Here is a 26,115-nt window from a genome sequence, read left to right on the forward strand (position 1 = left end):
AACCAAAAGCCCCGGCAAGGGGTGGACTGCGGAGATTAGTCGAAATGTCGATGTTGTCGAACCTGGAATTATTGCGCCGTGTGCCACTGTTTTCCATGCTGACCTCGGTGCAGGCCGAGGCCGTGGCGGCGGCGATTGTCAAGCACCGATTCAAACGCGGCGAGACCATCGTGGAGCAGGGCAAGAAGGCCAACGCCCTGTTCATCATCCTGACCGGACGCGCCCGCGTCGTGACCTCCGACAGCCGCGGCCGCGAGGTGATTCTGGCCAGCATGCAGCCGGGCGACTACATCGGCGAGATGAGCCTGATCGACGACGAGCCGCATTCCGCCACGGTTCGCGTCGAGGTGCAGACCGACGTGCTGATGCTCGGGCACGCCGAGTTTGCCCGCTGCCTGCCGGAAAACTCCTCCATGGCCTACGCGGTCATGCGCGGCCTGGTGCAGCGGCTGCGCCACGCCGACCGCAAGATTGAATCGCTGGCCCTGATGGATGTGTACGGCCGCGTGGCGCGTGCCCTGCTGGAGTTTGCCAAGCCCGAACCGGATGGCACGCTCGTGATCCGCGACAAGGTCTCGCGCCAGGATATCGCCAAAATGGTGGGCGCCTCGCGCGAGATGGTCAGCCGGGTCATGAAGGATCTTGAGGAACGCGGCCTCACCGAAATACAGGAGAACGGCTCCATGGTGATCAGGGAGCGGATCGAACCGCTGGACTGATTTTCCCGCTCTGGTTTCGGGTAAGCTGGCGCCCTACGCTTCGCCTATGACTTACTCGCTCAATACCCTGAATTCGTCTTCGTCCGTCAAAACACCGGAACGCTCCGGCGCCACCCGCTTCGTTCATGAGGTCGGCCTGATTCTGGGGTTGCTGGCCATTGTTTTCTGGCTACTGGCGCTACTTAGCTACTCGCCGCAGGACGCCGCCTGGTCCACTTCGGGCTATGGCGGTCCGGTGCGCAACCTGGGCGGCCGCCTGGGGGCCTGGATTGCCGACGCCAGCTATTTCCTGCTGGGTTTTTCTGCCTGGTGGTGCTTTGCGGCCGCTGTGCGTGCCTGGCTTGCCGCGCTGGCGCGCGGGCTGCGCGGGGATGACCGGGCTGCCCTGGTGGCGTCCGCGCCCCATGATGCCTCGCGGTTGGGCCGTTTTGCCGCCAGTCGCGCGGCGTTCTGGTGCGCCCTGGCGCTGCTGCTGTGCGCGAGCACGGCGCTGGAGTGGTCGCGCATGTACCGTTTCGAGTCCAGCCTGCCAGGCTCTGCCGGTGGTGTGCTCGGCTATCTGGTCGGACCCGCCAGCGTCAAATGGCTGGGCTTCACCGGCTCGGGATTGGTGGGCATTGTGCTGGGGGTGATTGGCGCCGCGCTGGTGTTCCGCTTTTCATGGGCGCACGTGGCCGAGCGCGTCGGTGCGAAGCTTTATTCGCTGGTCGAGTCGCGCCGCGAAAAACGCGAAATCGCCGAGGATCTGGCGCTGGGCAAGCAGGCCGCGCGCGAACGCGAGGAAGTGCTGCTGGAAGAGCGGACCGAGATTGAAGAGCACCATCCCAACCCGGTCCTGATCGAGCCGGTGCTGGTCGCGGTCCCCAAGAGCGAGCGCGTGGCCAAGGAACGCCAGAAGCCGCTGTTCACCGAACTGCCCGACAGCAAGCTGCCGCAGGTGGATCTGCTCGACGGGGCGCTCACGCGCCAGGAAACCGTGGCGCCCGAGACGCTGGAGATGACCAGCCGCCTGATCGAGAAAAAACTCAAGGACTTTGGCGTGGAAGTGCGCGTGGTGCTGGCCTCGCCGGGGCCGGTGATCACGCGCTATGAGATCGAGCCGGCCACCGGCGTGAAGGGCTCGCAGGTGGTGAATCTGGCGCGCGATCTGGCGCGCTCGCTGAGCCTGATCTCGATCCGCGTGATCGAGACCATTCCGGGCAAGAACTACATGGCGCTGGAGCTGCCCAACGCCAAGCGGCAGTCCATCAAGCTGTCCGAAATTCTGGGCTCGCAAATCTACAACGAAGCCAGGTCGCTGCTGACCATGGGACTGGGCAAGGACATCGTGGGCAACCCGGTGGTAGCCGACCTGGCCAAGATGCCGCACGTGCTGGTGGCCGGCACCACGGGCTCGGGCAAATCGGTCGGCATCAACGCCATGATCCTGTCGCTGCTGTACAAGGCCGAGGCGCGCGATGTGCGGCTCTTGATGATTGACCCCAAGATGCTGGAGATGTCGGTCTACGAGGGCATTCCGCACCTGCTGGCGCCCGTGGTGACCGACATGCGCCAGGCTGCCCATGGCCTGACCTGGTGCGTGGCCGAGATGGAGCGCCGCTACAAGCTGCTGAGCAAGATGGGGGTGCGCAACCTGGCGGGCTACAACGCCAAGATTGACGAGGCCAAGGCGCGCGAGGAATTCATCTACAACCCGTTCAGCCTGACGCCCGATTCTCCCGAGCCACTCGACCGCTTGCCGCACATCGTGGTGGTGATCGACGAACTGGCCGACCTGATGATGGTGGTGGGCAAGAAGATCGAGGAGCTGATCGCGCGCCTGGCGCAAAAGGCGCGTGCCGCCGGCATCCACCTGATCCTGGCCACCCAGCGTCCCAGCGTGGACGTAATCACGGGCCTGATCAAGGCCAATATCCCGACGCGCATTGCGTTCCAGGTGTCCAGCAAGATCGACTCGCGCACCATCCTGGACCAGATGGGCGCCGAAGCCCTGCTCGGCATGGGCGACATGCTCTACATGCCGAGCGGCACGGGCTTCCCGATCCGTGTGCATGGTGCCTTTGTGAGCGACGAGGAGGTGCACCGCGTGGTGAGCTACCTGAAGTCGCAGGGCCCGGCCAACTACATCGAAGGCGTGCTCGAAGGCGGCACGGTCGATGGCGAAGAGGGCGTTGATGGCGCGATGGACGGCGCCGGCGAGAAGGACCCGATGTACGACCAGGCGGTCGAGGTCGTGCTGAAAAACCGCAAGGCCAGCATTTCGCTGGTGCAGCGCCATTTGAAGATCGGCTACAACCGCGCTGCGCGCCTGGTCGAAGACATGGAAAAGGCCGGCCTGGTGAGCGCCATGAGCGGCAGCGGCCAGCGCGAGATTCTCGTGCCGGCGCGAGCGGAGTAACCACGATGCAGATGCAAGTTCATCCCCTGAGAAAACTGTTTGCTATTTTTTTGATAGCAGGATGTGCACAACTGGCAAGGGCTGGCGGCATGGAAAGCCTTGAGTCGTTCGTCAAGACGGTGAAGAGCGGGCGCGCCGAGTTCAGCCAGGTCGTGACCGCGCCGGCCCGGCCCGGCCAGAGTGCGCGCAGCAAGACGTCGACCGGTACCTTCGAGTTTTTGCGGCCCAACCGGTTCAAGTTTCTCTACCAGAAGCCGTTCGAGCAAAGCATCGTGGCGGACGGCCAGACGCTCTGGCTGTACGACGTGGACCTGAACCAGGTGACGGCGCGCAAGCAGGCGCAGCTGCTGGCCTCCACGCCGGCTGCGCTGATTGCGGCGGCGCCCGATCTGCACGCGCTGCAGGCCGACTTCAACCTGCGGGACGCGCCGGACAAGGACGGGCTGCAGTGGGTGGTCGCGAGCCCGAAGGCCAAGGATGGCCAGTTGCAAAGCGTGCGCGTCGGCTTCAAGCCGGGCGACGGCGGCAGCCAGCTCGCCGTGCTGGAGATTCTGGACAGCTTTGGCCAGCGCTCGGTGCTGACCTTCAGCCAGTTCGAGGTCAACGCCGCCCTGCCGGCCGACGCCTTTGTGTTCAAGCCGCCCGCGGGGGCGGACGTGATCCGCCAGTGACGGCGCGCGCAAGGATGAATGGTCCATGAGTCCGAACGTGCCGCTGGCCGAGCGCCTGCGCCCGCACCTGCTTGCCGAGGTGGTGGGCCAGCAGCACCTGCTGGGCGAGGGCATGGCGCTGCGCATCGCGTTCGAGTCGGGCCAGCCGCACAGCTGCATTCTGTGGGGCCCGCCCGGCACCGGCAAGACCACCATTGCGCGGCTGATGGCCGACGCCTTCGATGCCCAGTTCATCACTATCAGCGCGGTGCTGGGCGGCGTGAAGGACATCCGCGAGGCGGTGGAGCAGGCCCAGGTGGCGCAGGGCAACCTGTTGGGCAGCAGCTTCGGGACGGGCAGCGGCGGCGGGCGGCACACCATCGTGTTTGTCGACGAGGTGCACCGCTTTAATAAAAGCCAGCAGGATGCGTTCCTGCCGCATGTGGAGAGCGGCCTGTTCACCTTCATTGGCGCGACCACCGAGAACCCCTCGTTCGAGGTCAACTCCGCGTTGCTGTCGCGCGCCACGGTGTACGTGCTGCAGCCCTTGTCGGAAGCGGACTTAAAGCAAATAGTGGCCAAGGCCCAGGCGATATGCGCGGTACCAGCTATTGAAACCATAGCAATCGAGCGCCTGGTGGCGTACGCCGATGGTGACGCGCGGCGGCTGCTCAATACGCTGGAGACGCTGGCGGTGGCGGCCGAGCGCGAGCAGCGCAGCGAGATCACCGATGCCTGGCTGCTCAAGGTTTTGGGCGAGCGCATGCGCCGCTACGACAAGGGCGGCGAGCAGTTCTACGACACCATCAGCGCGCTGCACAAATCGGTGCGCGGCTCCGACCCGGACGCCGCGCTGTACTGGCTGGTGCGCATGCTCGACGGCGGGGCCGACCCGCGCTACATGGCGCGCCGCCTGATCCGCATGGCCAGCGAAGACATCGGCCTGGCCGATCCGCGCGCGCTGCGCCTGGCGCTCGATGCGGCTGAAGTGTATGAGCGGCTCGGCACCCCCGAGGGCGAACTGGCGCTGGCCGAATGTGTGGTTTATCTGGCGGTGGCGCCCAAATCGAACGCGGTCTACAAGGCCTTCAACGAGGCGAAAAGTTTTGTGAAGAAGGACGGCACGCGCGCGGTGCCGCTGCATTTGCGCAACGCACCGACCCAGCTCATGAAGACGCTGGACTACGGCAAGAACTACCGCTACGCGCACGACGAGGCCGGTGGCTTTGCGGCGGGCGAGCGTTACTGGCCGGACGACATGACGGCGCCGGGCTTCTACCGCCCGGTGGAGCGCGGGTTGGAGATCCGGATCGCGGAGCGCTTGCGCGAGCTCAAACGCCTCAATAATCAGAAAAACTAATAAGCTTTAAAAGCCCTGATGGTCGGACTTGACCAAGGGTAAACCCGTGCAAATCAGCGCCATGCGTGAAAGGCCCTTCGCTACAATCTCGCACCACAAACCCGCCACCGGCTGCACACTGGCGGGTTTTTGCTAGGTGAAAGAAAGGACTCACAAGGTCACACTGCAAACCGGTCAGCTTTTCTGGCCCAAGCAGATGTCAGCTAGCACATCAGCCGATTACAAAACGGAGAATTTTTATGGATATCCTGCTTCAGCAGATCATCAACGGTCTGGTGCTGGGCAGCATGTATGCCTTGATCGCCCTGGGCTACACCATGGTGTATGGCATCATCAACCTGATCAATTTTGCGCACGGCGAAGTGCTGATGGTCGGGGCCATGACCAGCTGGACCATCATCGGCTACATGCGCGACGCGATGCCCGGCACGCCAGGCTGGCTGGTCTTGCTGATCTCGCTGATCATCGCGTGCGTGGTGGCCGCCGCGCTCAACTTCGTGATCGAAAAAGTGGCTTACCGGCCGCTGCGCAACGCCCCCAAACTGGCTCCCCTGATTACCGCCGTCGGCATGTCGCTGCTGCTGCAGACGCTGGCCATGATCATCTGGAAGCCCAACTACAAACCGTATCCGACGCTGCTGCCGAGCGCACCTTTGAGTATCGGCGGCGCGGTGATCACGCCGACGCAGATCCTGATTCTGGGCTTCACCGCGGTCTCGCTGGCCGTGCTGATGTGGGTGGTGAACTACACGCGGCTCGGCCGGGCCATGCGCGCCACCTCCGAGAACCCGGGGGTGGCGGCACTGATGGGGGTCAAGCCCGACCAGGTGATTTCGGCCACCTTCGTCATCGGCGCGGTGCTGGCCGCCATTGCCGGTGTGATGTACGCCTCCAACTACGGCACGGTGCAGCACACCATGGGTTTCCTGCCCGGCCTCAAGGCCTTTACCGCTGCCGTGTTTGGCGGCATCGGCAACCTGGCCGGCGCCGTGGTCGGCGGCATTCTGCTCGGACTGATCGAGTCCATCGGCGCGGGTTATATCGGGCAAGTGACGGGCGGCTTTCTCGGCAGCAACTACAGCGACATCTTCGCCTTTATCGTGCTGATCGGCATGCTCACGCTGCGGCCATCGGGCCTGCTGGGTGAACGTGTGGCGGACCGGTCCTGAGCGCGGCCAAGGAGACTCGACATGAAACAGAAAAACCAACTGATTGTTTTCTTCCTGGCAGGCATCGCACTGCTGATCCTGCCGCTGGTGCTGCAAAGCGCGGGCAATGCCTGGATCCGCATCCTCGACAGCTCGCTCCTGTACGTGATGCTGGCCCTGGGCCTGAACATCGTGGTGGGCTTTGCCGGCCTGCTGGACCTGGGCTACGTGGCTTTCTTCGCCATTGGTGCCTACATGTACGCCCTGCTGGCCTCGCCGCAACTGACGGACAACTTTCCGGCTATCGCCGCCATGTTTCCCCAGGGCCTTCATTCACCGCTGTGGCTGGTGCTTCCGGCCGGCGCCCTGCTGGCGGGCGCGTTCGGCGTGATCCTGGGCGTGCCGGTACTCAAGCTGCGCGGCGACTACCTGGCCATCGTGACACTCGGTTTCGGTGAAATCATCCGGGTGTTCATGAACAACCTGGATCAGCCCATCAATCTCACCAATGGTCCGAAGGGGGTCAACCAGATCGACCCCATCACCCTCTTTGGGCTGAACCTGGGCCGGCCGGTCACGGTGTTTGGATTCGAGGTCGCCTCGGTCAGCCTGTATTACTACCTGTTCCTGGCGCTGGTCATCATCAGTGTGGTGGTCTGCCACCGCCTTCAGTTGTCACGCATCGGCCGCGCCTGGATGGCCATTCGGGAAGACGAAATTGCGGCCAAGGCCATGGGCATCAACACCCGCAACATGAAATTGCTGGCGTTCGGCATGGGCGCCACCTTTGGCGGCGTGGCAGGTACCATGTTTGCGGCTTTCCAGGGCTTTGTGTCACCCGAGTCATTCAGCCTGATGGAGTCGGTGATGATCGTCGCCATGGTGGTGCTGGGCGGTACGGGGCACTTGCCCGGCGTGATCCTTGGCGCCGTGCTGCTGTCGGCGCTGCCCGAGGTGCTGCGTTTCGTTGCCGGTCCGCTGCAGGGCATGACCGGCGGCCGGCTCGACTCCGCCATCCTGCGCCAGCTGCTGATTGCACTGGCCATGATCATCATCATGCTGCTGCGTCCGCGCGGCCTATGGCCCTCGCCCGAGCGTGGCAAGTCACTGCTAACCAAGAAATAAGGAGGGCGACATGGCAGATACAGACACAGTCCTCAACGTCTCCGGCGTTTCCAAGCGGTTCGGTGGTTTGCAAGCGCTCAGCGACGTGGGCATCCGCATCGAGCGCGGCCAGGTCTACGGCCTGATCGGGCCCAATGGCGCCGGCAAGACCACGTTCTTCAACGTGCTCACGGGCTTGTACACCCCTGACAGCGGCACCTTCGAGCTGGCCGGAAAACCCTATAAGCCGCATGCCGTGCACGAAGTCGCCAAGGCCGGCATTGCGCGTACCTTCCAGAATATTCGTCTGTTCTCCGACATGACGGCGATCGAGAACGTGATGGTGGGACGCCATGTGCGGACCCATTCGGGTGTATTCGGCGCGATTTTTCGCGGCCCCGGCTTCAAGGCCGAGGAAGCCGCCATTGCCAAGCGCGGGCATGAGCTGCTCGACTACGTGGGCATTGGCAAGTTCGCCGACTACAAGGCGCGCACGCTGAGCTACGGCGACCAGCGCCGCCTGGAGATTGCGCGCGCGCTGGCCACCGACCCGCAGCTGATTGCGCTGGACGAGCCCGCGGCCGGCATGAACGCAACTGAAAAGGTGCTGCTGCGCGAGCTGATCAATCGCATCCGCAATGACAACCGCACCATCTTGCTGATCGAGCACGACGTGAAACTCGTCATGGGACTGTGCGACCGCGTCACCGTGCTGGACTACGGCAAGCAGATTGCCGAAGGGACACCCGCTACCGTGCAGAAGAACGAAAAAGTGATCGAGGCCTACCTGGGGACAGGGGGACACTGATATGGCCAACACCAACGCAAATACATTACTCAAAGTGAGCGGCCTGAAGGTCGCCTACGGGGGCATCCAGGCCGTCAAGGGGGTGGACTTCGAGGTGCACGAGGGCGAGCTGGTCTCGCTGATCGGCTCCAACGGGGCCGGCAAGACCACCACCATGAAGGCCATTACCGGCAGCCTTTCCATTGCCGACGGCGACATTGAATACATGGGCAGGAGCATCAAGGGCCAGGGGCCCTGGGATCTGGTGAAGCAGGGCCTGGCCATGGTGCCCGAGGGCCGCGGCGTGTTTGCCCGCATGAGCATTACCGAGAACCTGCAGATGGGCGCCTACGTGCGCAACGACAAGGCTGACATAGCGGCCGATATCGACAAGATGTTCACCATCTTCCCGCGCCTGAAGGAGCGCAAGGACCAACTGGCCGGCACCATGTCGGGCGGCGAGCAGCAAATGCTGGCCATGGGCCGTGCGTTGATGAGCCGGCCCAAGGTGCTGTTGATGGATGAGCCGTCCATGGGCCTGAGCCCCATCATGGTGGACAAGATCTTCGAGGTAATTCGCGACGTGTACGCACAGGGCGTGACCGTCCTGCTGGTCGAGCAGAACGCCAGCCGGGCGCTGAGCATTGCGAATCGCGGCTATGTCATGGAGTCGGGCATCATCACCATGAGCGGCGATGCCAAACAGATGTTGAGCGACCCGAAGGTGCGCGCGGCCTATCTGGGCGAGTAAGGGCGGCGCCTCAGTCGACGGTGGCGCCCGAGGCCTTCACCACTTTCTCGTACTTCGCGAGCTCGCTCTTCATGAAGGCGCCGAACGCCTCGGGCGTGCTCGGGACCGGTTCCGCCAGCAGGCTGGCAAAGCGTGTTCTGGTTTCCGGCGCATTCAGCGCTGCCACGAACGCATGATTCAGCCTGGCAATCACCTCTTTCGGTGTGCCTGCCGGCGCCACCAGGCCCCACCAGGTATCGATCGAAAAGCCCTTGAGCGTATCGGCCACGGGCGGTACGTCCGGCAACGCGGGTGAGCGCGCGAGCGTGGTCACCGCGATGGCCTTGAGCTTGCCGGAGCGGATGTTGGGCGCGGCAGTCGCGAGGTTGTCGAAGTTGAAGTCGACCTGGCCGCTCAGCAATGCCAGCTGCGCGGGGTTGCCGCCGTTGTAGGGAATGTGAACGGCAAAAACCCCGGCTTGCGCCTTGAACATCTCGCCCGCCAGGTGGCCCGCACTGCCATTGCCGCCGCTGCCGTAGTTGAGCGTGCCGGGATGGGCTCTGGCATACGCAATCAGGTCGCGTACGCTGTTGATCTTGAAGCGCCGGGCTGTCTCGGCGTTCATCACCAGCACGTTGGGTACACGCAGGATTTGCGTGATGGGCGCGAAATCGGTCGCCGCGTTGTAGGACATCTTGCGGTACAGCCAAGGGTTGACGGCGTTGGTGGCGGTGGCTGCGATGCCGATCGTCAGGCCGTCGGGGGCGGCCTTGGCGATCATGTCGGCGCCGATGTTGCCGCCCGCCCCCGGCTTGTTGTCGATGATGACCGGCCCGAGCGTATCCTTCACGGCCTCGGCCAAAATGCGGGCCGTCAGGTCGATCGGACCGCCTGCGCCGTAAGGCACGATGAGCCGGATCGGGTGCGCCTGGGCTTGCGCGAGGGTCGGGGAGAGGGTCAGCAAAGGGATGGCGGAAAGTGCCAGCGCCTGGGCCAGGGCAGGGAAGAGGTGTCGACGTTTCATGGCCCTATTGTGCAAAACAATGGCTGGCGCGCCACCGTGACAATCCCTTACATCACTTTGCGCGAACGCTGTCCGTCTCCATGTCGTCCTTTGCGTTATGGGTGTGGAATGTTTTCCATGATTTTGAAGGAATCCAATATGAAAATTCACCCATTACTGATTGCAGCCGCCCTCACCACCGGTGGCCTCGCGTTTGCCCAGACTCCCCCTGCGACTCCTGCCGTCACCCCGGCGCCCGCCCCTGCGGCCGCCGCGCCCGCTACCCAGCACAAGGCGGCAGCGCACAAGATGCGGATGCACGGGCACGCCCACAAGGCTGCCGCTGCTGCGGCGCCGACCGGGGCCGAGCCGACGACGACGCGCGAGGAGCGCATGGCGGCCGCGGAGGCAGACTACAAAGCCAGCCTTGAAAAAGGGGATCAGGCCGCGCCAGTCCACAAGATGCATCGCCACCATGGCGGCCACCCCATGCACAAGCATCAGCCGGCAAAGGCGGCCCCGGCTTCCTGAGCGCAGCTTCAGGTGACGATGCCGGCCTGGGCCTTGTCGGCCTCGGTGGTGAATGCGTCGGCGTAGAACTCATCCGCCGACAAGCCCGCCAGGCGGGTGTAGTCGGCGCGCGCGGAGTCCACCACGATGGGCGCGCCGCAGGCGTACACCTGGTAGCCTGAGAGGTCCGGAAAATCCTCCAGCACGGCCTTGTGCACGAAGCCCGTGCGCCCGCTCCATCCATCCTCGGGCAGGGCGTCGGAGATCACCGGTACATAGCTCAGGTTGGGCATCTCGGCCACACGCGCCCTGACCCAGTCGTCCAGATACAAGTCTTCGGGGCGACGCCCGCCCCAGTAGAGCGTGGCGGGGCGGTCCATGCCCTTGAACTGTATGTGCTCGATCACTGCCTTGATCGGCGCAAAGCCCGTGCCCGAGGCCAGCAGGATCATCGGTTTGGTCGAGTCCTCGCGCAGAAAGAAGCTGCCGTACGGGCCTTCCACGCGCAGTATCTCCTTGTCTTTCATCGTATGGAACACATGGTCGGTGAACTTGCCACCCGGCATGTGGCGAATGTGCAGTTCCACGCCAGGCCCGTTGTGCGGCGCGTTGCCCATCGAGTAGCTGCGCCGCGCGCCATCGCGCAGGATGAATTCGATGTATTGGCCCGCATGGTACTTGAACGTGTCGTTGGCCGGCAGCTGCAGCTTGACCAGCATGACGTCGTGCGATTTTTTCTCCAGCCCGATCACGCGCGTGGGCATCTTGCGGACCGGAAAGGCGCTCTCATCCGTCACCTGGCGCGACTCCAGCACGACGTCGCTGTGCGGCACGCCGCAGCAGGTCAGGATGAAGCCGCTGGCTTCCTCCTCGGGGGACAGCGCCTTGCTCTGGTGCGGACCGTGCACCACCGTGCCTTCAATCTTCCTGCACTTGCACGAACCGCAGGCACCGTCCTTGCAACCGTATGGCAGCCCCACGCCGGCGCGGATGCCTGCCGCCAGAATCGCTTCGCCGGGGTTGGCGACAAAGCTGCGGCCACTGGGCAGCACAGAGATATTGAAGGTCATCTTTTCGGTATCCTCGGGGGAATCTTCTTTTCACCAACTCCCGATTTTGCCCTCAAACCAATCCCCTCTTGGCGCCTTGCCCGCGCGCTTTCGCCGCGAACGGGTGTTGATGGTGGGCTGTGGCGACGTCGGAATGCGTGTGGCGCGCGGCATGGCGGGCCGCATGCGCCTGCTCGCGTTGACCTCGTCGCCGCAGCGCGTGAGCGAATTGCGCGCGCGCGGCATCACCCCTTTGCACGGCAACCTGGACGTGCCAGCCAGCCTGCGCCGGCTTGCCGGCATTGCCACGCGCGTGGTCTATCTGGCGCCCCCGCCGGCCGAGGGCTGGGGCGATCCGCGAACGCGCGCGCTGACCCAGGTGCTGCGCCTGCGCTCCGCACCGGCTTCTTTTGTCTATGGCTCGACCAGCGGCGTGTATGGCGACTGCCAGGGCGCCCTGGTGGCCGAGACACGGGCTGCGAGCCCACGCACGCCCCGGGCCAGCAAACGGGTATCGGCCGAGCAGGCCGTGCGGTTTCTGGGCCGCAGCACGATGCAGGCCGGCGGGGTACGCACCAGTATCCTGCGCATTCCGGGAATCTATGCTCCGGACCGCGAAGGCGGCACGCCGCTTGCGCGCCTGCTCAGGCGCACTCCCGTGCTGGTGGACCGGGACGATGTCTATACCAACCACATCCACGCCGACGATCTGGCGCGGGCCTGCCTGCTGGCGCTGTGGCGCGGCAAGCCGCAGCGGGTCTACAACGTGAACGATGACACCCGGCTCAAGATGGGCGCTTATTTCGACCTGGCGGCCACGCTGTACGGCTTGCCCAAGCCCCCGCGCGTGCCGCGCGACACCGCACAGGACCAACTGCCACTGGTGCTGCTCAGCTTCATGAATGAGTCGCGCCTGATGGACAACACGCGCATGAAGCGCGAACTGCGGCTGATCCTGCGCTATCCGACCGTCGATACCGGACTGCTGCCAGAAACAGAGTCCCGCAAGGTTTAAATGCCTGCAGGTTTTTGCAGAGTCGTCATGCGGTCCACCGCATGCACGCTGATGGTCTTGACGTCGGCGCCTTGCAGCACCGTCAGCCGGATTTCGGCATTCGGCTCGGCGTGCTCCCAGAGCTTTTTATAAAACGCATCGAGTGTGACCACCTTGGTGCCATCCACGGCCAGCACCAGATCGCCCGGCTGCAGCCCTGCCGATTGCGCGGGGCTGTCCGGGTTGACGCGCAGGACCTGCACATGACCGCCCTGGTCGCTGGACGTCAGCCCCAGCCAGGGACGCCGGCTTGGTTTGCTGCTGCCGGTTCTCTGCAACTCCGCCAATATGGGTTTGAGCAGGTCGACCGGCACAAACATATTGCCGGGCAGGCCTTGACCCCCGCCCGTGGCATCCAGCACCAGCAGGCTGCCAATGCCCACCAACTCGCCCCTGCGGTTGAACAGTGGTGCGCCGGAATGACCGGCAATGGGCGGGCTGGTGAACAGTGCCGCGTCGATGTGGTATTCCCAGTTGCCGGAAAATGCGCGTTTGCTGACCAGCTCCGTAATGGCGACCCCGCCGTCGTCACCGCCGGTGGCCACGATCATCGGTTCGCCCAATTCCAGTTCCCTCAAGCTGCCCAGCTTCACCGGCCTGATGCCGCGTAGCGGCAGCAGCGATTTGAGCAACCCAAAACCGGTGGCCAGGTCATAGGCCACGGCTCTGGCGGGCAGTGTTTTGTGGTCCTGGGTCACGATCTGGATCTGGTCGGCCTCCAGCATCAGGTAGCCAATGGTCAGGATCAGTCCGTCCGGCCCGATGACCACGCCAGAGCCGCTGCGCTCCTGGCCCAGCGTGTCGGCCGTGCGTGCGCCGTCTATCGCCGTGACCTGCACGCCCACGACGGCCGCATCGGCCCGGTTGAGCGCATCCAGCATGGCCTGTCCCTGCGCAGACTGGGGCGCCGCTGCGGCGGCGGCCTGGCTCAGCGCCAGCAGCGATGCTGAAAGACTCCGCCAGAACCAGCTGGACCAACAACCGAGGGTGCGCATGATGAACTCCCGAACAGCGGTGTACTTGCATTTATAGTTCGCGCGTTCGAATCTGCTGCACCGGTTTGGCTTGCCCCGCCTGCCAGCACCTGTATTTCCCATAAAAAAGCCCCATATCCGTTGGGATAGGGGCTTGGAGTCTTCCAGCGCTGGTGCCCGGGGCCGGAATCGAACCGGCACGCCTTGCGGCGGGGGATTTTGAGTCCCCTGCGTCTACCAATTTCACCACCCGGGCGGCAGGAGGGTAATCCGAAATTATGGCACAGTGCTGGCTATGAACTACTTAACCATTGAAGACGCCATTGGCAAAACTCCGCTGGTGGCGCTGCAGCGCATCAACGCATCCGGCAACGCCCAGCGCGGCAATGTGGTCCTCGGCAAGCTCGAGGGCAACAACCCGGCCGGCTCGGTCAAGGACCGTCCCGCCCTGTCGATGATCAAGCGCGCCGAAGAGCGCGGCGAGATCAAGCCCGGCACCACGCTGATCGAGGCCACCTCGGGCAACACCGGCATTGCGCTGGCGATGGCGGCCGCGATCCGGGGCTATCACATGGTGCTGATCATGCCGGAGGACTTGTCCGTCGAGCGCGCCCAGACCATGAAGGCGTTCGGCGCCGAATTAATCCTGACCCCGAAGAGCGGTGGCATCGAGTACTCGCGTGACCTGGCCGAAAAAATGCAAAAAGAAGGCAAGGGCCACGTGCTCGACCAGTTCGCCAACATGGACAACCCTCGCATTCACTATGAGGCGACCGGCCCCGAAATCTGGGCCGACACGCACGGCAAGGTGACGCATTTTGTCAGCGCCATGGGCACCACCGGCACCATTACCGGCGTGTCGCGCTATTTGAAAGAGAAAAACCCGGGCATCAAGGTGGTGGGTGCGCAACCGTCCGAGGGCTCGCGCATTCCCGGCATCCGCAAGTGGCCGCAGGAATATTTGCCGAAGATTTATGACGCGACCTATGTGGACGAACTGGTGTACGTGAGCCAGGACGAGGCCGAGGAGATGGTCCGGCGCATGGCGCGCGAAGAGGGGATCTTTGCGGGCATTTCGTCAGGCGGGGCGTGCTGGGTGGCGCAGGAGATCGCCAGGCGCGAAGAAAACGCGACCATCGTGTTCATCGTCTGCGACCGCGGCGACCGCTACCTCTCGACCGGCGTGTTTCCTGCATGAGCCAGGAATTCCGTTTCTGCCCCAACTGCGCGACGCCGCTGGAGTGGATCGCCCAACTGGAGGACGGCGGCGAGAAGGAGCGGCTGCGCTGTGTGGCCTGCGGCTATACCCACTGGAACAATCCCACACCCGTGCTGGCGGCCGTGATCGAATACCAGGGGCAGATTTTGCTGGCGCGCAACGCCGCATGGACCGGCAAGATGTACGCCCTGATCACGGGCTTCATGGAGGCCGGCGAAACGCCCGAGGGCGGCATCGCGCGCGAGATCAAGGAAGAAACCAACCTGGATGCCCGCGCGCTCGATCTGATTGGCGTGTACGACTTTCAGCGCATGAACCAGATCATCATCGCCTACCATGCGCTGGCCGAAGGCGAGGTGCGGCTGTCACCCGAACTGGCGGACTACCGGCTGTACACGCCGCAGGCGGTGAAGTGCTGGCCCGCCGGCACCGGCTACGCGCTGGCCGACTGGCTCAAGTCGCGCGGGCATGAGCCGCAATTCGTGGAATGGTCAAGAACTTGATGAAAAGTGACTGTAGCCCATGTCCAGCGTTCTCGTATAGCTATTAATTCAATAGCAAACGGTGGCTTGTCCCACCCCCTCGTGGCGGGACCGCGAACCCCTCAATCGACCCGGATGCCACGCATTGCGATCACGCCACCGAGCAGGGCGGTATCGGACTTGATGCGGTTGGCCAGCCCCTCGGGCGAGGTGCCGGCAACCTGCCAGCCCTGAATGAACAGCTTCTGGCGCATCTCGGGGGTGCGCACAATTTCGCTGATCAGGGCCGAGAGGCGTGCCAAGATGGGCTTGGGCATGTTGGCCGGAGCGGCCGCGGCGGTCCAGATTTCAAGCTGGTAGCCCTGGATGCCGGCTTCGGCCAGGCTTGGAATCTCGGGGGCCAGCGAACTGCGCCCGGCCGAGGTGACGCCAATCGCCCGGAGCTTGCCCGCGCGTATTTGCGTGGTCGCCAGGCCCGGGGGCAGCAGCGCCAGGTTGATCTGGCCGCCGATCATGGCGGCGATGACCTGCGGGTTGCCCGGGTAGGGAACGTGCACGGGATCGATGCCGGTCTTGGCCTTGAGCAGCTCCATGCCGATGTGGCCCACCGTGCCAACGCCGGGGCTGCCATAGCTCCATTTGTTGCCGGCATTGCGCGCCGCCACAAAGAAATCCTGCGCGTTGTGGCCGGGCGCCGATACCGGGACCGTCAGCACCAGCGGGGCGGTGCCGATCAGGCTGATCGGCGCCAGGTCCTTTTCGGGATCGTACGGGGTGGCCGGGTTCAGCAGCTTGGCAATCGTCATGTTGCCGTTGATCATCACGCCGATGGTGTGGTCATCCGTGGCCTTGGCCACCAGGTTGGCAGCGATGTTGCCGCCCGCGCCGGGGCGATTTTCCACGATCACGGGCTGGCCCAGGGCCTTGGACAGGGGCTCCTGCAGGGCGCGCGCCACCAGGTCGGGCGAGGAGCCGCCCGGAAAGCCGACCAGGATCCGCAGCGGTTTGGTCGGCCAGGCGGCCGGTGCTTTGGAGGCTTTCTGGGCCAAAGCCCCGGTGGATACTGCGGTAGCAGCTATCAGAAATATAGCGTTCTTGAGGAGGTGGCGAAGCATGCGTGTTTCCGTAAAAAACACGATGTTACCGCCAGCACCGATGTCCGCTCAGGCGTACTCGACCAGCGCCTTTTTCATCTTCTTCATGGCCGCGACCTCGATCTGGCGAATGCGTTCGGCGCTGACGCCATAGACCGCGGCCAGGTCGTGCAGCGTCATGCCGCCCGAGCCGTCATCGTTGACCTTGAGCCAGCGCTCCTCGACGATGCGCCGGCTGCGGTTATCGAGCGTGGCCAGCGCGCTGGCAATGCCGTCGCTGGCCAGTACGTCGCGCTGGTGCGCCTCGATCATCGCGGTCGGTTCGTGATGCGCGTCGGCCAAATAGGCAATCGGGCCATAGCCGTCGTCGCCATCGTCGGACGCGCCCGGGTCGAGCATCACGTCGCCGCCCGAGAGACGGGTTTCCATCTCCGTCACGTCGGCGCGCTTGACATTGAGTTCGCGTGCCATCACGTCGATTTCGGACTCGCTCAGGGTTTCGCGGTGCGTGTCGGCGTCCAGCGCATCGGACTTGAAGCCCTGCTTCATCGAACGCAGATTGAAAAACAGCTTGCGCTGTGCCTTGGTGGTGGCCACCTTGACCATGCGCCAGTTTTTCAGGATGTATTCGTGAATCTCGGCCTTGATCCAGTGCAGCGCATAGCTCACCAGGCGCACGCCCTGGTCGGGGTCGAAGCGTTTCACGGCCTTCATCAGGCCGATATTGCCCTCCTGGATCAGGTCGCCGTGCGGCAGGCCATAGCCCAGGTACTTGCGCGAGACCGAAACCACCAGCCGCAGGTGCGATAGCACCAGCTTTCCGGCGGCTTCCAGGTCATTGTTTTGTTGGAGCTTGCGGGCAAACTCCTGCTCCTGCTCCAGGGTGAGCATGGGCAGGCGGTTGACCGCCGAAATATAGGCGTCCAGATTTCCCAGCGGGGGCATCAGCGCCCACGGGTTTACGACCGCCAGGGCGGTGCTAGAGGCTCCAGTTTGAGTTGACATACCAGAAGTCCTTTCGTAAGAATTTAAATATTAGCACTCTATTGGAGAGAGTGCTAAACGATAAGTTCAATGCCATCGGTAGTTTTCGGCTATCGGCGGCCACCGGGTGCGGCCCGGCCCTGCACATTTGTCATATCCGGATTCGTAGGACATTTACTACAGCGGGTGGGGGCGCCGTCCGCTAGCCGCAAGACAAGGCGCATTCCATGCTTGAGTGTGAGTTCGGTCACGCGGCCGGGCTTTGAGGGGCCGCACCTTGCTCATCCTGCCATCGGGCGCAGATGCCGTCACCGCATCCATGAAAGATAAGGGGCTCACTATGCAACTCGGAATGATCGGATTGGGACGTATGGGCGCCAACATGGTGTGTCGCCTGGTCAAGGCAGACCACGAGTGTGTGGTCTATGACCGCACCCCGCAGGCCGTCAAGAACCTGCAGGCCCAAGGCGCGATCGGGACCTTTTCGGTCGAAGATTTTGTCGCGCGACTGGCCGCGCCGCGTGCGGTGTGGTTGATGGTTCCGGCCGCGGCGGTGGACGATATGCTGGCCACGCTGATTCCGCTGCTCCAGCCAGGTGACATCATTATCGATGGGGGCAACTCGTATTACCGCGACGATATCCGGCGCGGGACCGAGGCGAAATCGAAGCAGATCCACTACGTGGATGTTGGAACGAGCGGGGGCGTCGCCGGACTCGATCGAGGCTATTGCCTGATGGTCGGGGGTGAAAAGGAGGTCGTCCAGCACCTTGCTCCGATCTTTGCCGCGCTCGCTCCAGGCATCGACGCGGCGCCGCCCACGGCCGGCCGGAAAAAACCCGGCAGTACCGCCGAGCAGGGCTACCTGCACTGTGGCCCGCAAGGCGCCGGCCACTTTGTCAAGATGGTTCACAACGGCATCGAATACGGCATCATGGGTGCCTATGCCGAGGGACTGAATGTTCTGCGCAACGCCAATGTGGGCAAGCAGAAGAGCGACTCGGACGCCGAAACGACACCGCTGCGCAACCCGGAGTTTTATCAATACGAACTGGATCTGCCCGAGATCACGGAGCTCTGGCGCCGAGGCAGCGTGATCGGCTCCTGGCTGCTCGATCTCACCGCGAGCGCGCTGCTGACGGATCCGAAGCTGGAAAGTTATGCGGGCCGCGTGTCGGACTCCGGAGAAGGCCGGTGGACGGTTGCGGCGGCAATCGACGAAGCCGTGCCGGTACCCATCCTGAGCGCCGCGCTCTTTGAGCGTTTCAGTTCGCGCGGGGAGGCCGGTTTTTCCGACAAGGTGTTGTCGGCCATGCGGCACGGATTTGGCGGCCATGTGGAAAAGACCGCCAAGCAGTAAGGGGAGCGAACAATGACGGCACCTCACTGCGACGCCCTTGTTTTCTTTGGTGCGACGGGTGACCTGGCTTACAAGCAGGTATTCCCGGCGCTACAGGCGATGATCAAGCATGGGCACTTCGATCTGCCCATCATCGGGGTGGCGAGATCGGGCTGGAATCTTGACCAGTTCCGGGACCGCGCGCGCGACAGCCTGCAAAAGCATGGCGGTCTGGATGCCGATGCGTTTGCAAAACTCTCGGCCCGGCTCCAGTATGTGAGCGGCGACTACCAGGACGACGCAACGTATGAGCAACTGCGTCGGGCATTGGGTAGCGCGGCACGGCCGCTGCACTATCTTGCCATTCCGCCGGGCATGTTCGAGTCCGTCATACACGGGCTCGCCAAATCCGGCTGCGTCCGCGATGCCCGGGTCGTCGTGGAAAAGCCGTTTGGCCGCGATCTTGCTTCGGCGCAGCTACTCAATCGTACGCTGCACAAATCCTTTGCCGAGGACGCCATTTTTCGCATCGATCACTACCTCGGCAAGGAGGCGGTCGAGAACCTGCTCTATTTCCGGTTTGCCAATACCATCCTTGAGCCGGTCTGGTGCCGCGATCATGTCGCAAGTGTGCAGATCACCATGGCCGAGCAAATGGGGGTGCAGGGACGAGGCGCCTTCTATGAGGAGGTCGGAGCGATACGCGATGTGGTGCAGAACCACATGCTGCAGGTCCTGGCGCTGCTCGCGATGGAGCCCCCGACGGATGGCGGTCCCGATGCGATACGGGACGAAAAGTTGCGGGTCTTGAGCGCCATGCGTCCGCTTGCCCCAACAGAGGTCGTCCGGGGTCAATTCCGCGGATATCTCGGCGAGGACGGCGTGTCGCCCAGCTCCCAGGTAGAGACGTTCGCGGCGCTGCGGCTGTATATCGATAACGCGCGCTGGGAGGGGGTGCCGTTCTACATTCGTGCCGGCAAACAACTACCCGTCACGTGCACCGAAGTGATGGTCGAGCTCAAGCCGCCGTCCCGCGCGATATTCGATGCCGACGATTCCGGCCGGGCGAACTATTTCCGCTTCCGGCTCAGCCCCGATGTTTTGATTTCGATCGGGGCACGAACCAAGGTACCCGGGGAATCAATGGTTGGATCGGCCACAGAACTGATCGCACATCACAGTCCCGGCGACGAGATGACACCCTACGAACGTCTGCTTGGTGATGCGCTGCGGGGAGACGCCGCGTTGTTCACGCGCGGCGACACGGTCGAGGCAGCCTGGCGCGTGGTGGACCCAGTCCTCGGCAACGCCGTGCCAGTCACCAGCTATGAACCGGATACCTGGGGGCCCGCGGCAGCGGAGCTGCTGATGGCTGACGGCGATCAATGGCACAACCCCGCACTGAAGGTGGCGTCTCCATGAAAACGCCAGAGGAAATAGTTTTTCTGTTTGACTGCGACAACACGCTGCTCGACAACGACCGCGTGCAGTGCGATCTGCGCACACACCTCGAGCGCGAGTTCGGCACCGCGAACCGGGATCGCTACTGGGAAATTTTCGAAGCATTGCGCACCGAACTGGGATACGCGGATTACCTGGGCGCATTGCAGCGTTACCGTCTGGACGCAACGAGCGATCCACGCCTGTTGCAAATGTCCGCGTTTTTATTGGACTACCCGTTTGCCGCCCGGTTGTATCCAGGCGTGCTTGACGTGATCAAATATCTTGGCCGGCATGGGCCGACGGTTGTTTTGTCGGACGGCGACGTGGTCTTCCAGCCGCGAAAAATCCAGCGCTCGGGGCTATGGCAGGCAGTCGAAGGGCGCGTGCTGATCTATGTTCATAAAGAGAGAATGCTCGGCGACGTGGAGCGGCGCTATCCGGCCCGCCGCTACGTCATGGTCGATGACAAGCTGCGCATTCTGGCCGCCATGAAGAACGTGATGGGCGAGCGGCTGACAACCGTCTTTCCACGCCAGGGGCACTACGCCCTCGATCCCAACAACATCGCGACTTATCCCGCTGCAGATCTGATGGTCGAGCACATCGGCGATTTGATCCATTGCGACTTGCCGGCCTCGCTGGATGCCATCCGCGCGGGCCATACAGAAAAGAGGTCACCATGAACGCTACCCAACAACTTCACGAGCTCGGGCAAAGCCTGTGGCTCGACAACATCACGCGCGGACTGCTGGAAAGCGGTACCTTGCAGCGCTACCTGCACGACTTCTCGGTGACCGGCCTCACTTCGAATCCGACGATCTTCGATCTCGCCATTCGAGGCACGAACTTCTACGACGAGGCGATTCAGAAAAAGGCCGCTGCAGGAAAATCGGGCGAGGCTTTGTTTTTTGATTTGGCACTGGAAGACCTGACCCGGGCCGCGGATCTGTTCCGCCCCAGCCACGAGGCCACGGCCGGCGTGGACGGCTGGGTCTCGCTGGAAGTGTCACCGTTGCTGGCCAACGATGCGGCGGCCACGGTGCGCGAAGCCGCGCAGCTCCATGCACGCGCAGCGCGGCCCAATCTGTTCATCAAGATTCCAGGCACACCAGCGGGCATCATTGCCATTGAAGAATCGATTTTTGCTGGCGTACCGATCAACGTCACCTTGCTGTTCTCCCGGGAACAATACCTCGCGGCCGCCGGCGCCTATATGCGCGGCATCGAACGGCGCATCGCCGCGGGACGCGACCCTAAAGTCGGCTCGGTCGCCTCGATTTTCGTGAGCCGCTGGGATGTGGCCGTCAAGGACCAGGTTCCCGAAGCGCTTCGCAATCGTCTGGGTATTGCCATTGCACAGCGCACGTACCGGGCCTATCGTGAGCTCCTGGTCTCGTCGCGCTGGCGCACGCTGGCAAACGCCGGCGCCCAGCCGCAACGCCTGTTGTGGGCCAGCACCGGCACCAAGGACCCGGCGGCGCCCGATACGCTATATCTGGAGGCGCTCGCTGCGCCCGACACCATCAACACCATCCCCGAAAAGACGCTGCTGGCTTTTGCCGATCATGGCATCGTGAACGCTGACATGGCGGCGGACGGGGGCGATGCGGAAGAAGTGCTCGCGGCGTTCGCGCAGGCCGGCGTGGACGACGCAGCGCTGGCCACCCGGTTGCAGCGCGAGGGGGCCGAATCGTTCAGCAAGTCCTGGAGCGATTTGATGGCGGTCATTGCAAGCAAGAGCGCAACGCTTGCGAAAGGCCAGCCTGGTGGGGGCGCGCAATCATGAACACCCCGGCCTCCACACCGCACCTGCGACTCGCTGACCGGCCCGCATGGAAGGCTCTTGCGGCGCATCACGAACAAGTGCGCAATCTGCATTTGCGGCAGATCTTTGCCGACGATCCACAGCGAGGCGAGCGATTGACCGCCGAAGGCGCCGACCTCTATCTCGATTACTCGAAGAATCGCGTGACCGACGAGACGCTCAAGCTGCTTCTGCAGCTGGCCGACGAGTGCGGTCTGGCCGACCGCATCGAGGCCATGTTCAGCGGCCAGAAGATCAACGCGAGCGAGCAGCGGGCGGTGCTGCACGTTGCCCTGCGCGCGCAGCCGGGCGAGCGGATCGAGGTCGATGGCGCCGACGTCGTGCCGGAAGTCCATGCCGTTCTCGATCACATGGCGATTTTTTCCGAGAGCGTGCGCAGCGCAAGCTGGCTGGGTTATACCGGCCGGCCCATCCGCAACATCATCAACATCGGCATTGGCGGTTCGGATCTCGGCCCGGTCATGGCCTACGAGGCACTGCGGCACTACAGTCAGCGCGACCTGACGTTCCGCTTCATCTCCAACGTCGATGGCACGGACTTCGAGGAAGCCACACGCGACCTGGATCCGGAAGAAACGCTGTTCGTCATCTGTTCCAAGACGTTCACCACGCTGGAGACGCTGACCAATGCGCACTCGGCGCGCGCCTGGAGCCTGCGCAAGCTCAAGGACGAGCGGGCAGTTCAGCGACATTTCGTTGCCGTCTCGACGAACGCCGAAGGCGTGGCGAAGTTCGGCATAGCCACCGCCAACATGTTCGGCTTCTGGGACTGGGTCGGTGGCCGCTATTCGATGGATTCGGCCGTGGGCCTGTCCACGATGCTCGCCATTGGAGCGGAGAATTTTCGCGCCATGTTGTCCGGCTTTCATGCAATGGACCAGCATTTTCGCAGCACCCCGTTCGAGCGAAATCTGCCGGTTCTGATGGGGCTGCTGGCGATCTGGAACAACAATTTCCTGGGTGCCGAGACGGTCGCGGTGCTGCCGTATGAGCACTATCTCAAGCGCTTTCCCGCCTATCTGCAGCAATTGACGATGGAGAGCAACGGCAAGCACGTCACGCTGGAGGGCGCTCCCGTCGATGTGTCGACCGGGCCGATCTACTGGGGCGAGCCGGGCACCAACGGCCAGCATTCGTTCTACCAGCTTATCCACCAGGGCACCCGGTTGGTGCCCTGCGACTTCATCGGGTTTTGCCAGTCACTGAATCCGCTGGGGCGCCATCACGATCTGTTGCTGGCCAACCTGCTCGCGCAGACCGAAGCGCTCGCGTTTGGCAAGACGAAAGAGCAGGTCGAGGCCGAAGGAACCCCCGCCTGGCTGGTGCCGCATCGCACCTTTGAAGGCAACCGCCCAACCAACACCCTTCTCGCTGAGCGGCTGACCCCGCAGACGCTCGGGCAACTGGTCGCGCTGTACGAGCACAGTGTCTTCACACAGGGGGTGATCTGGGATATCGACTCGTTCGACCAGTGGGGGGTCGAACTGGGCAAGGTACTGGCGCAGCGCATCATTCCCGAGCTTGAAAGCACGGACGAGCCGAAGCTCGCGCACGACAGCTCGACCAACGCATTGATCCGGCGCTACCGCCGGCTCCGGAAGGAATCATCATGAGCCTGGGCTACACCGAGTCGCTGTACCTGTTGCCGTTCGACCATCGCGGCTCCTACGTCACCGGCATGTTTCATTTCAAACCGCCGCTGACGGCGGACGAGCACGACAGGGTGGTCCGCAGCAAGCGGCTCATCTATGAGGGATTCCGGCAGGCGCTCGCCGGGCCGGTGCCCGTCGGGGCGGCCGGCATCCTGGTGGACGAGGAATTCGGCGCCGACATTCTTCGCGACGCCGCTGCGAGCGGCTACGTTACGGCGATCTCGGTGGAGAAGAGTGGCTCGGATGAGTTTCAATTCGAATATGGCGACGCCTTTGCGGCGCACCTTGAAGCCTTCAAACCAACTTTCGCCAAGGTGCTGGTGCGTTACAACCCGGAAGGTGACGCAGCGTTGAATCAACGCCAGACCGCCCGACTCAAGCAGCTTTCGGAGCACTGCCGCTCGGCCGACCAGCGCTTCATGTTCGAGCTGCTGGTACCGGCCACGAAGGCGCAGATGGAGAGCGTTCGGGCGGACAAGAATGCCTACGACGAGCAGCTTCGCCCTGCCTTGATGCGCCAGACCATCCGCAGCTTGCAGGATGCGGGCGTCGAACCGGATGTCTGGAAGATCGAAGGGCTCGAGCGCATGGAGGACTGCGAGCGGCTCGTTGAAATTGCGCGGCGCGACGGCCGCGGAGATGTCGGCTGCATCGTGCTGGGACGCGGTGCCGATGAGACAAAAGTGATCCACTGGCTCAAGACAGCCGCGTCCGTGCCCGGATTCATTGGCTTCGCGGTCGGGCGTACGACTTTCTGGGATGCGGTGGAGGGCTTCGAATCAAAAGCACTCACACGAGAGGACGCGGTGTCCCAGGTCGCCAAACGCTACGGTGAATGGGTAGAAATCTATGAAAATGCGCGCCATTCCCTTACCAGCCCTTCGCGGGCCGCTACAAAAAATATAGTGACCGGAGGGCCGCCATGGAGATAAGTCCCTTGGCTGGCAAGCCCGCGCCGCCGGCGCTACTGGTGAACGTGCCCAAACTCGTCGCCGCCTATTACACGGGCGTCCCCGATCCTTCCGTGCCCGGGCAGCGCGTGGCATTCGGTACCTCGGGCCATCGCGGCTCCTCGTTCGAGACCAGCTTCAACGAATGGCATGTGCTGGCGATCAGCCAGGCGATCTGTGAATACCGCGCCGGCCAGGGTATCAATGGCCCGCTGTACATCGGCATCGATACCCATGCGCTGTCGCAACCGGCATTTGACAGCGCGCTGGAGGTGCTGGCCGCCAACGGGGTGGAGACGATGATCGCGGCCGGCGGCGAATACACGCCGACGCCGGGCATATCGCATGCGATCCTTGGCTACAACCGCGCTCGCACGACGGGTCTGGCCGACGGCATCGTGATCACGCCGTCGCACAACCCGCCCGACAATGGCGGTTTCAAATACAACCCGCCCAATGGCGGCCCGGCCGACACCGGTGTTACCGGCTGGATCCAGAATCGCGCCAATGCATTGCTTGAAGGCGGCCTGAAGGGTGTCAAGCGCATGCCGCTGGCGCAGGCGCGCACGGCCGCAACAACGCATGGGCACGACTACCTCAACGCGTATGTTTCCGACTTGGCCAACATCGTCGATTTCGACGTGATTCGCGGCGCCGGTGTCCATCTGGGGGTCGATCCGCTGGGTGGCGCCGGTGTGCATTACTGGGCGCCGATTGCCGAGCGCTACAAACTCGATCTGACCGTGGTCAGCGAAGAAGTCGATCCGCAGTTCGCGTTCATGACGGTGGATTGGGACGGCCAAATCCGCATGGATCCGTCCTCGTCGTACGCGATGCAGCGGCTGATTGGCCTGAAGGACCAATACGACGTTGCGTTTGCCTGCGATACCGACCACGACCGCCACGGCATCGTCACGCGCAGCGGCGGCTTGATGGAGCCCAATCATTACCTGTCGGTGCTGATTGACTACCTGTTCCAGCATCGACCGCAATGGAATAAGCAGGCGGCGATTGGCAAGACCGTGGTCAGCACGACGATGATCGATCGGGTCGCCAAGCGGCTGGGTCGCCAGCTTTTCGAGGTGCCCGTCGGCTTCAAATGGTTCGTCGACGGGTTGTTCGACGGCTCGCTCGGTTTCGGCGGCGAGGAAAGCGCAGGCGCGGCGTTCCTGCGCAGGGACGGTGCCGTGTGGACCACCGACAAGGACGGCATCGTGCCGGCCTTGCTGTCAGCGGAAATCACCGCGCGCCGCGGTCGCAATCCTGGCGAGCTGTATCGCGACCTGGTCCAAGAGTTGGGCGAGGTGGTGGCCGACCGCGTCGAAGCGCCGGCGACGTCCGAACAAAAGACCGCGCTCGCGCAGCTGTCACCAAAGCAGGTGCAGAGCACCGAGCTGGCCGGCGAAAAGATCGACAGCGTGCTGGACCACGCGCCGGGCAACCAGGCGCCGATCGGTGGCATCAAGGTAACCGCTGCCAGTGGCTGGTTTGCCGCACGGCCATCCGGCACCGAAGACATCTACAAAATATACGCGGAGAGCTTCAAGGATAAGGCGCATCTACGCTTGATCCTGCAACAGGCGCAGAAGATCGTTGATACCGCGCTCGCGCAGCATTGACGCATTCCAAGGACCGCAGCAA

Annotated in this window: 24 protein-coding genes and 1 tRNA gene; 19 read left to right on the forward strand and 6 right to left on the reverse strand. The window is 63.4% G+C overall.

Annotated features, from left to right (window positions below; genetic code table 11):
- Positions 1 to 44 precede the first annotated feature (44 nt).
- From EUB48_RS05640 to EUB48_RS05675, 8 genes are all read left to right on the forward strand, one after another.
- Positions 45 to 719: a Crp/Fnr family transcriptional regulator gene (locus tag EUB48_RS05640; protein ID WP_142817996.1), complete on the forward strand. Its 675-nt coding sequence runs from the start codon at positions 45 to 47 to the stop codon at positions 717 to 719.
- 46 nt (positions 720 to 765) lie between these two features.
- Positions 766 to 3,117 carry a DNA translocase FtsK gene (locus tag EUB48_RS05645; protein WP_142817997.1) on the forward strand — a complete coding sequence of 784 codons (2,352 nt, stop codon included), beginning with the start codon at positions 766 to 768 and terminating at the stop codon, positions 3,115 to 3,117.
- Between the two features lie 11 nt (positions 3,118 to 3,128).
- Positions 3,129 to 3,788: an outer membrane lipoprotein periplasmic chaperone LolA gene (lolA, locus tag EUB48_RS05650; RefSeq protein ID WP_142821109.1), complete on the forward strand. Its 660-nt coding sequence runs from the start codon at positions 3,129 to 3,131 to the stop codon at positions 3,786 to 3,788.
- 25 nt (positions 3,789 to 3,813) lie between these two features.
- The gene (locus EUB48_RS05655; RefSeq protein WP_142817998.1) at positions 3,814 to 5,127 is read left to right on the forward strand and encodes a replication-associated recombination protein A; all 1,314 of its coding nucleotides are present in this window, start codon (positions 3,814 to 3,816) and stop codon (positions 5,125 to 5,127) included.
- A gap of 239 nt (positions 5,128 to 5,366) precedes the next feature.
- Positions 5,367 to 6,296, forward strand: a complete 930-nt coding sequence (locus EUB48_RS05660) for a branched-chain amino acid ABC transporter permease (protein ID WP_077560353.1) — start codon at positions 5,367 to 5,369, stop codon at positions 6,294 to 6,296.
- 21 nt (positions 6,297 to 6,317) lie between these two features.
- Positions 6,318 to 7,400, forward strand: coding sequence for an ABC transporter permease subunit (locus tag EUB48_RS05665; RefSeq protein ID WP_142817999.1), 1,083 nt, complete (start codon positions 6,318 to 6,320; stop codon positions 7,398 to 7,400).
- A 10-nt stretch (positions 7,401 to 7,410) separates the two neighbouring features.
- Positions 7,411 to 8,187, forward strand: a complete 777-nt coding sequence (locus EUB48_RS05670) for an ABC transporter ATP-binding protein (protein WP_077560355.1) — start codon at positions 7,411 to 7,413, stop codon at positions 8,185 to 8,187.
- A 1-nt stretch (position 8,188) separates the two neighbouring features.
- On the forward strand, positions 8,189 to 8,917 hold the full coding sequence (locus tag EUB48_RS05675) for an ABC transporter ATP-binding protein (protein WP_077560356.1): 729 nt from the start codon (positions 8,189 to 8,191) through the stop codon (positions 8,915 to 8,917).
- Between the two features lie 10 nt (positions 8,918 to 8,927).
- Here EUB48_RS05675 and EUB48_RS05680 read toward each other — a convergent pair whose 3' ends face one another.
- Entirely contained in the window at positions 8,928 to 9,920 is a 993-nt protein-coding gene (locus EUB48_RS05680) for a Bug family tripartite tricarboxylate transporter substrate binding protein (protein ID WP_142818000.1), read from the reverse strand.
- A 117-nt stretch (positions 9,921 to 10,037) separates the two neighbouring features.
- Here EUB48_RS05680 and EUB48_RS05685 point away from each other — a divergent pair, with 117 nt between their 5' ends.
- Positions 10,038 to 10,430, forward strand: a complete 393-nt coding sequence (locus EUB48_RS05685; protein WP_142818001.1) for a hypothetical protein — start codon at positions 10,038 to 10,040, stop codon at positions 10,428 to 10,430.
- An 8-nt stretch (positions 10,431 to 10,438) separates the two neighbouring features.
- Here the strand turns inward: EUB48_RS05685 and EUB48_RS05690 are convergent, their stop codons facing one another.
- On the reverse strand, positions 10,439 to 11,479 hold the full coding sequence (locus tag EUB48_RS05690) for a CDP-6-deoxy-delta-3,4-glucoseen reductase (protein WP_142818002.1): 1,041 nt from the start codon (positions 11,477 to 11,479) through the stop codon (positions 10,439 to 10,441).
- 46 nt (positions 11,480 to 11,525) lie between these two features.
- Here EUB48_RS05690 and EUB48_RS05695 point away from each other — a divergent pair, with 46 nt between their 5' ends.
- The gene (locus tag EUB48_RS05695; RefSeq protein WP_142818003.1) at positions 11,526 to 12,473 is read left to right on the forward strand and encodes an SDR family oxidoreductase; all 948 of its coding nucleotides are present in this window, start codon (positions 11,526 to 11,528) and stop codon (positions 12,471 to 12,473) included.
- Here the strand turns inward: EUB48_RS05695 and EUB48_RS05700 are convergent.
- Together EUB48_RS05700 and EUB48_RS05705 are read right to left on the reverse strand one after the other, a co-directional pair.
- Positions 12,470 to 13,507: a S1C family serine protease gene (locus EUB48_RS05700; protein WP_142818004.1), complete on the reverse strand. Its 1,038-nt coding sequence runs from the start codon at positions 13,505 to 13,507 to the stop codon at positions 12,470 to 12,472. The two genes, EUB48_RS05695 and EUB48_RS05700, sit on opposite strands and share 4 nt — an antisense overlap.
- Before the next feature lie 150 nt (positions 13,508 to 13,657).
- Positions 13,658 to 13,742, reverse strand: a tRNA-Leu gene (locus EUB48_RS05705).
- Positions 13,743 to 13,781: 39 nt separating this feature from the next.
- On the opposite strand from EUB48_RS05705, the gene cysM reads away from it, so the two are divergent.
- Both cysM and EUB48_RS05715 read left to right on the forward strand, forming a co-directional pair.
- The gene (gene cysM, locus EUB48_RS05710) at positions 13,782 to 14,684 is read left to right on the forward strand and encodes a cysteine synthase CysM (protein ID WP_142818005.1); all 903 of its coding nucleotides are present in this window, start codon (positions 13,782 to 13,784) and stop codon (positions 14,682 to 14,684) included.
- Complete coding sequence (locus EUB48_RS05715) at positions 14,681 to 15,208, forward strand: NUDIX hydrolase (RefSeq protein WP_142818006.1); 528 nt, start codon at positions 14,681 to 14,683, stop codon at positions 15,206 to 15,208. The genes cysM and EUB48_RS05715 overlap by 4 nt, the downstream gene beginning before the upstream one ends.
- 101 nt (positions 15,209 to 15,309) lie before the next feature.
- Here the strand turns inward: EUB48_RS05715 and EUB48_RS05720 are convergent, their stop codons facing one another.
- Complete coding sequence (locus tag EUB48_RS05720) at positions 15,310 to 16,302, reverse strand: Bug family tripartite tricarboxylate transporter substrate binding protein (protein WP_142818007.1); 993 nt, start codon at positions 16,300 to 16,302, stop codon at positions 15,310 to 15,312.
- A gap of 48 nt (positions 16,303 to 16,350) precedes the next feature.
- The gene (gene rpoH / locus EUB48_RS05725; protein WP_142818008.1) at positions 16,351 to 17,286 is read right to left on the reverse strand and encodes an RNA polymerase sigma factor RpoH; all 936 of its coding nucleotides are present in this window, start codon (positions 17,284 to 17,286) and stop codon (positions 16,351 to 16,353) included.
- 319 nt (positions 17,287 to 17,605) lie between these two features.
- Between rpoH and gnd the strand changes: the two genes are divergently transcribed.
- The 7 genes from gnd to pgm are packed head-to-tail and all read left to right on the forward strand — an operon-like array spanning position 17,606 to position 26,093.
- On the forward strand, positions 17,606 to 18,625 hold the full coding sequence (gnd, locus tag EUB48_RS05730) for a phosphogluconate dehydrogenase (NAD(+)-dependent, decarboxylating) (RefSeq protein WP_142821110.1): 1,020 nt from the start codon (positions 17,606 to 17,608) through the stop codon (positions 18,623 to 18,625).
- A 12-nt stretch (positions 18,626 to 18,637) separates the two neighbouring features.
- Positions 18,638 to 20,026: a glucose-6-phosphate dehydrogenase gene (gene zwf, locus EUB48_RS05735; RefSeq protein WP_142818009.1), complete on the forward strand. Its 1,389-nt coding sequence runs from the start codon at positions 18,638 to 18,640 to the stop codon at positions 20,024 to 20,026.
- Positions 20,023 to 20,730 (forward strand): HAD family hydrolase, encoded by a 708-nt coding sequence (locus tag EUB48_RS05740; RefSeq protein ID WP_142818010.1) that lies wholly within the window; start codon positions 20,023 to 20,025, stop codon positions 20,728 to 20,730. The genes zwf and EUB48_RS05740 overlap by 4 nt, the downstream gene beginning before the upstream one ends.
- The gene (gene tal, locus EUB48_RS05745; protein WP_142818011.1) at positions 20,727 to 21,833 is read left to right on the forward strand and encodes a transaldolase; all 1,107 of its coding nucleotides are present in this window, start codon (positions 20,727 to 20,729) and stop codon (positions 21,831 to 21,833) included. Before EUB48_RS05740 ends, tal begins: the two co-directional genes overlap by 4 nt.
- Positions 21,830 to 23,485: a glucose-6-phosphate isomerase gene (pgi, locus tag EUB48_RS05750; protein WP_142818012.1), complete on the forward strand. Its 1,656-nt coding sequence runs from the start codon at positions 21,830 to 21,832 to the stop codon at positions 23,483 to 23,485. The genes tal and pgi overlap by 4 nt, the downstream gene beginning before the upstream one ends.
- On the forward strand, positions 23,482 to 24,456 hold the full coding sequence (locus tag EUB48_RS05755) for a 2-deoxy-5-keto-D-gluconate 6-phosphate aldolase domain-containing protein (RefSeq protein WP_142818013.1): 975 nt from the start codon (positions 23,482 to 23,484) through the stop codon (positions 24,454 to 24,456). The genes pgi and EUB48_RS05755 overlap by 4 nt, the downstream gene beginning before the upstream one ends.
- Positions 24,447 to 26,093 (forward strand): phosphoglucomutase (alpha-D-glucose-1,6-bisphosphate-dependent), encoded by a 1,647-nt coding sequence (gene pgm / locus EUB48_RS05760; protein ID WP_142818014.1) that lies wholly within the window; start codon positions 24,447 to 24,449, stop codon positions 26,091 to 26,093. Before EUB48_RS05755 ends, pgm begins: the two co-directional genes overlap by 10 nt.
- Positions 26,094 to 26,115 lie beyond the last annotated feature (22 nt).

Origin of the sequence: Rhodoferax sediminis (assembly GCF_006970865.1) — a bacterium.
Lineage (GTDB): Bacteria > Pseudomonadota > Gammaproteobacteria > Burkholderiales > Burkholderiaceae_C > Rhodoferax_A > Rhodoferax_A sediminis.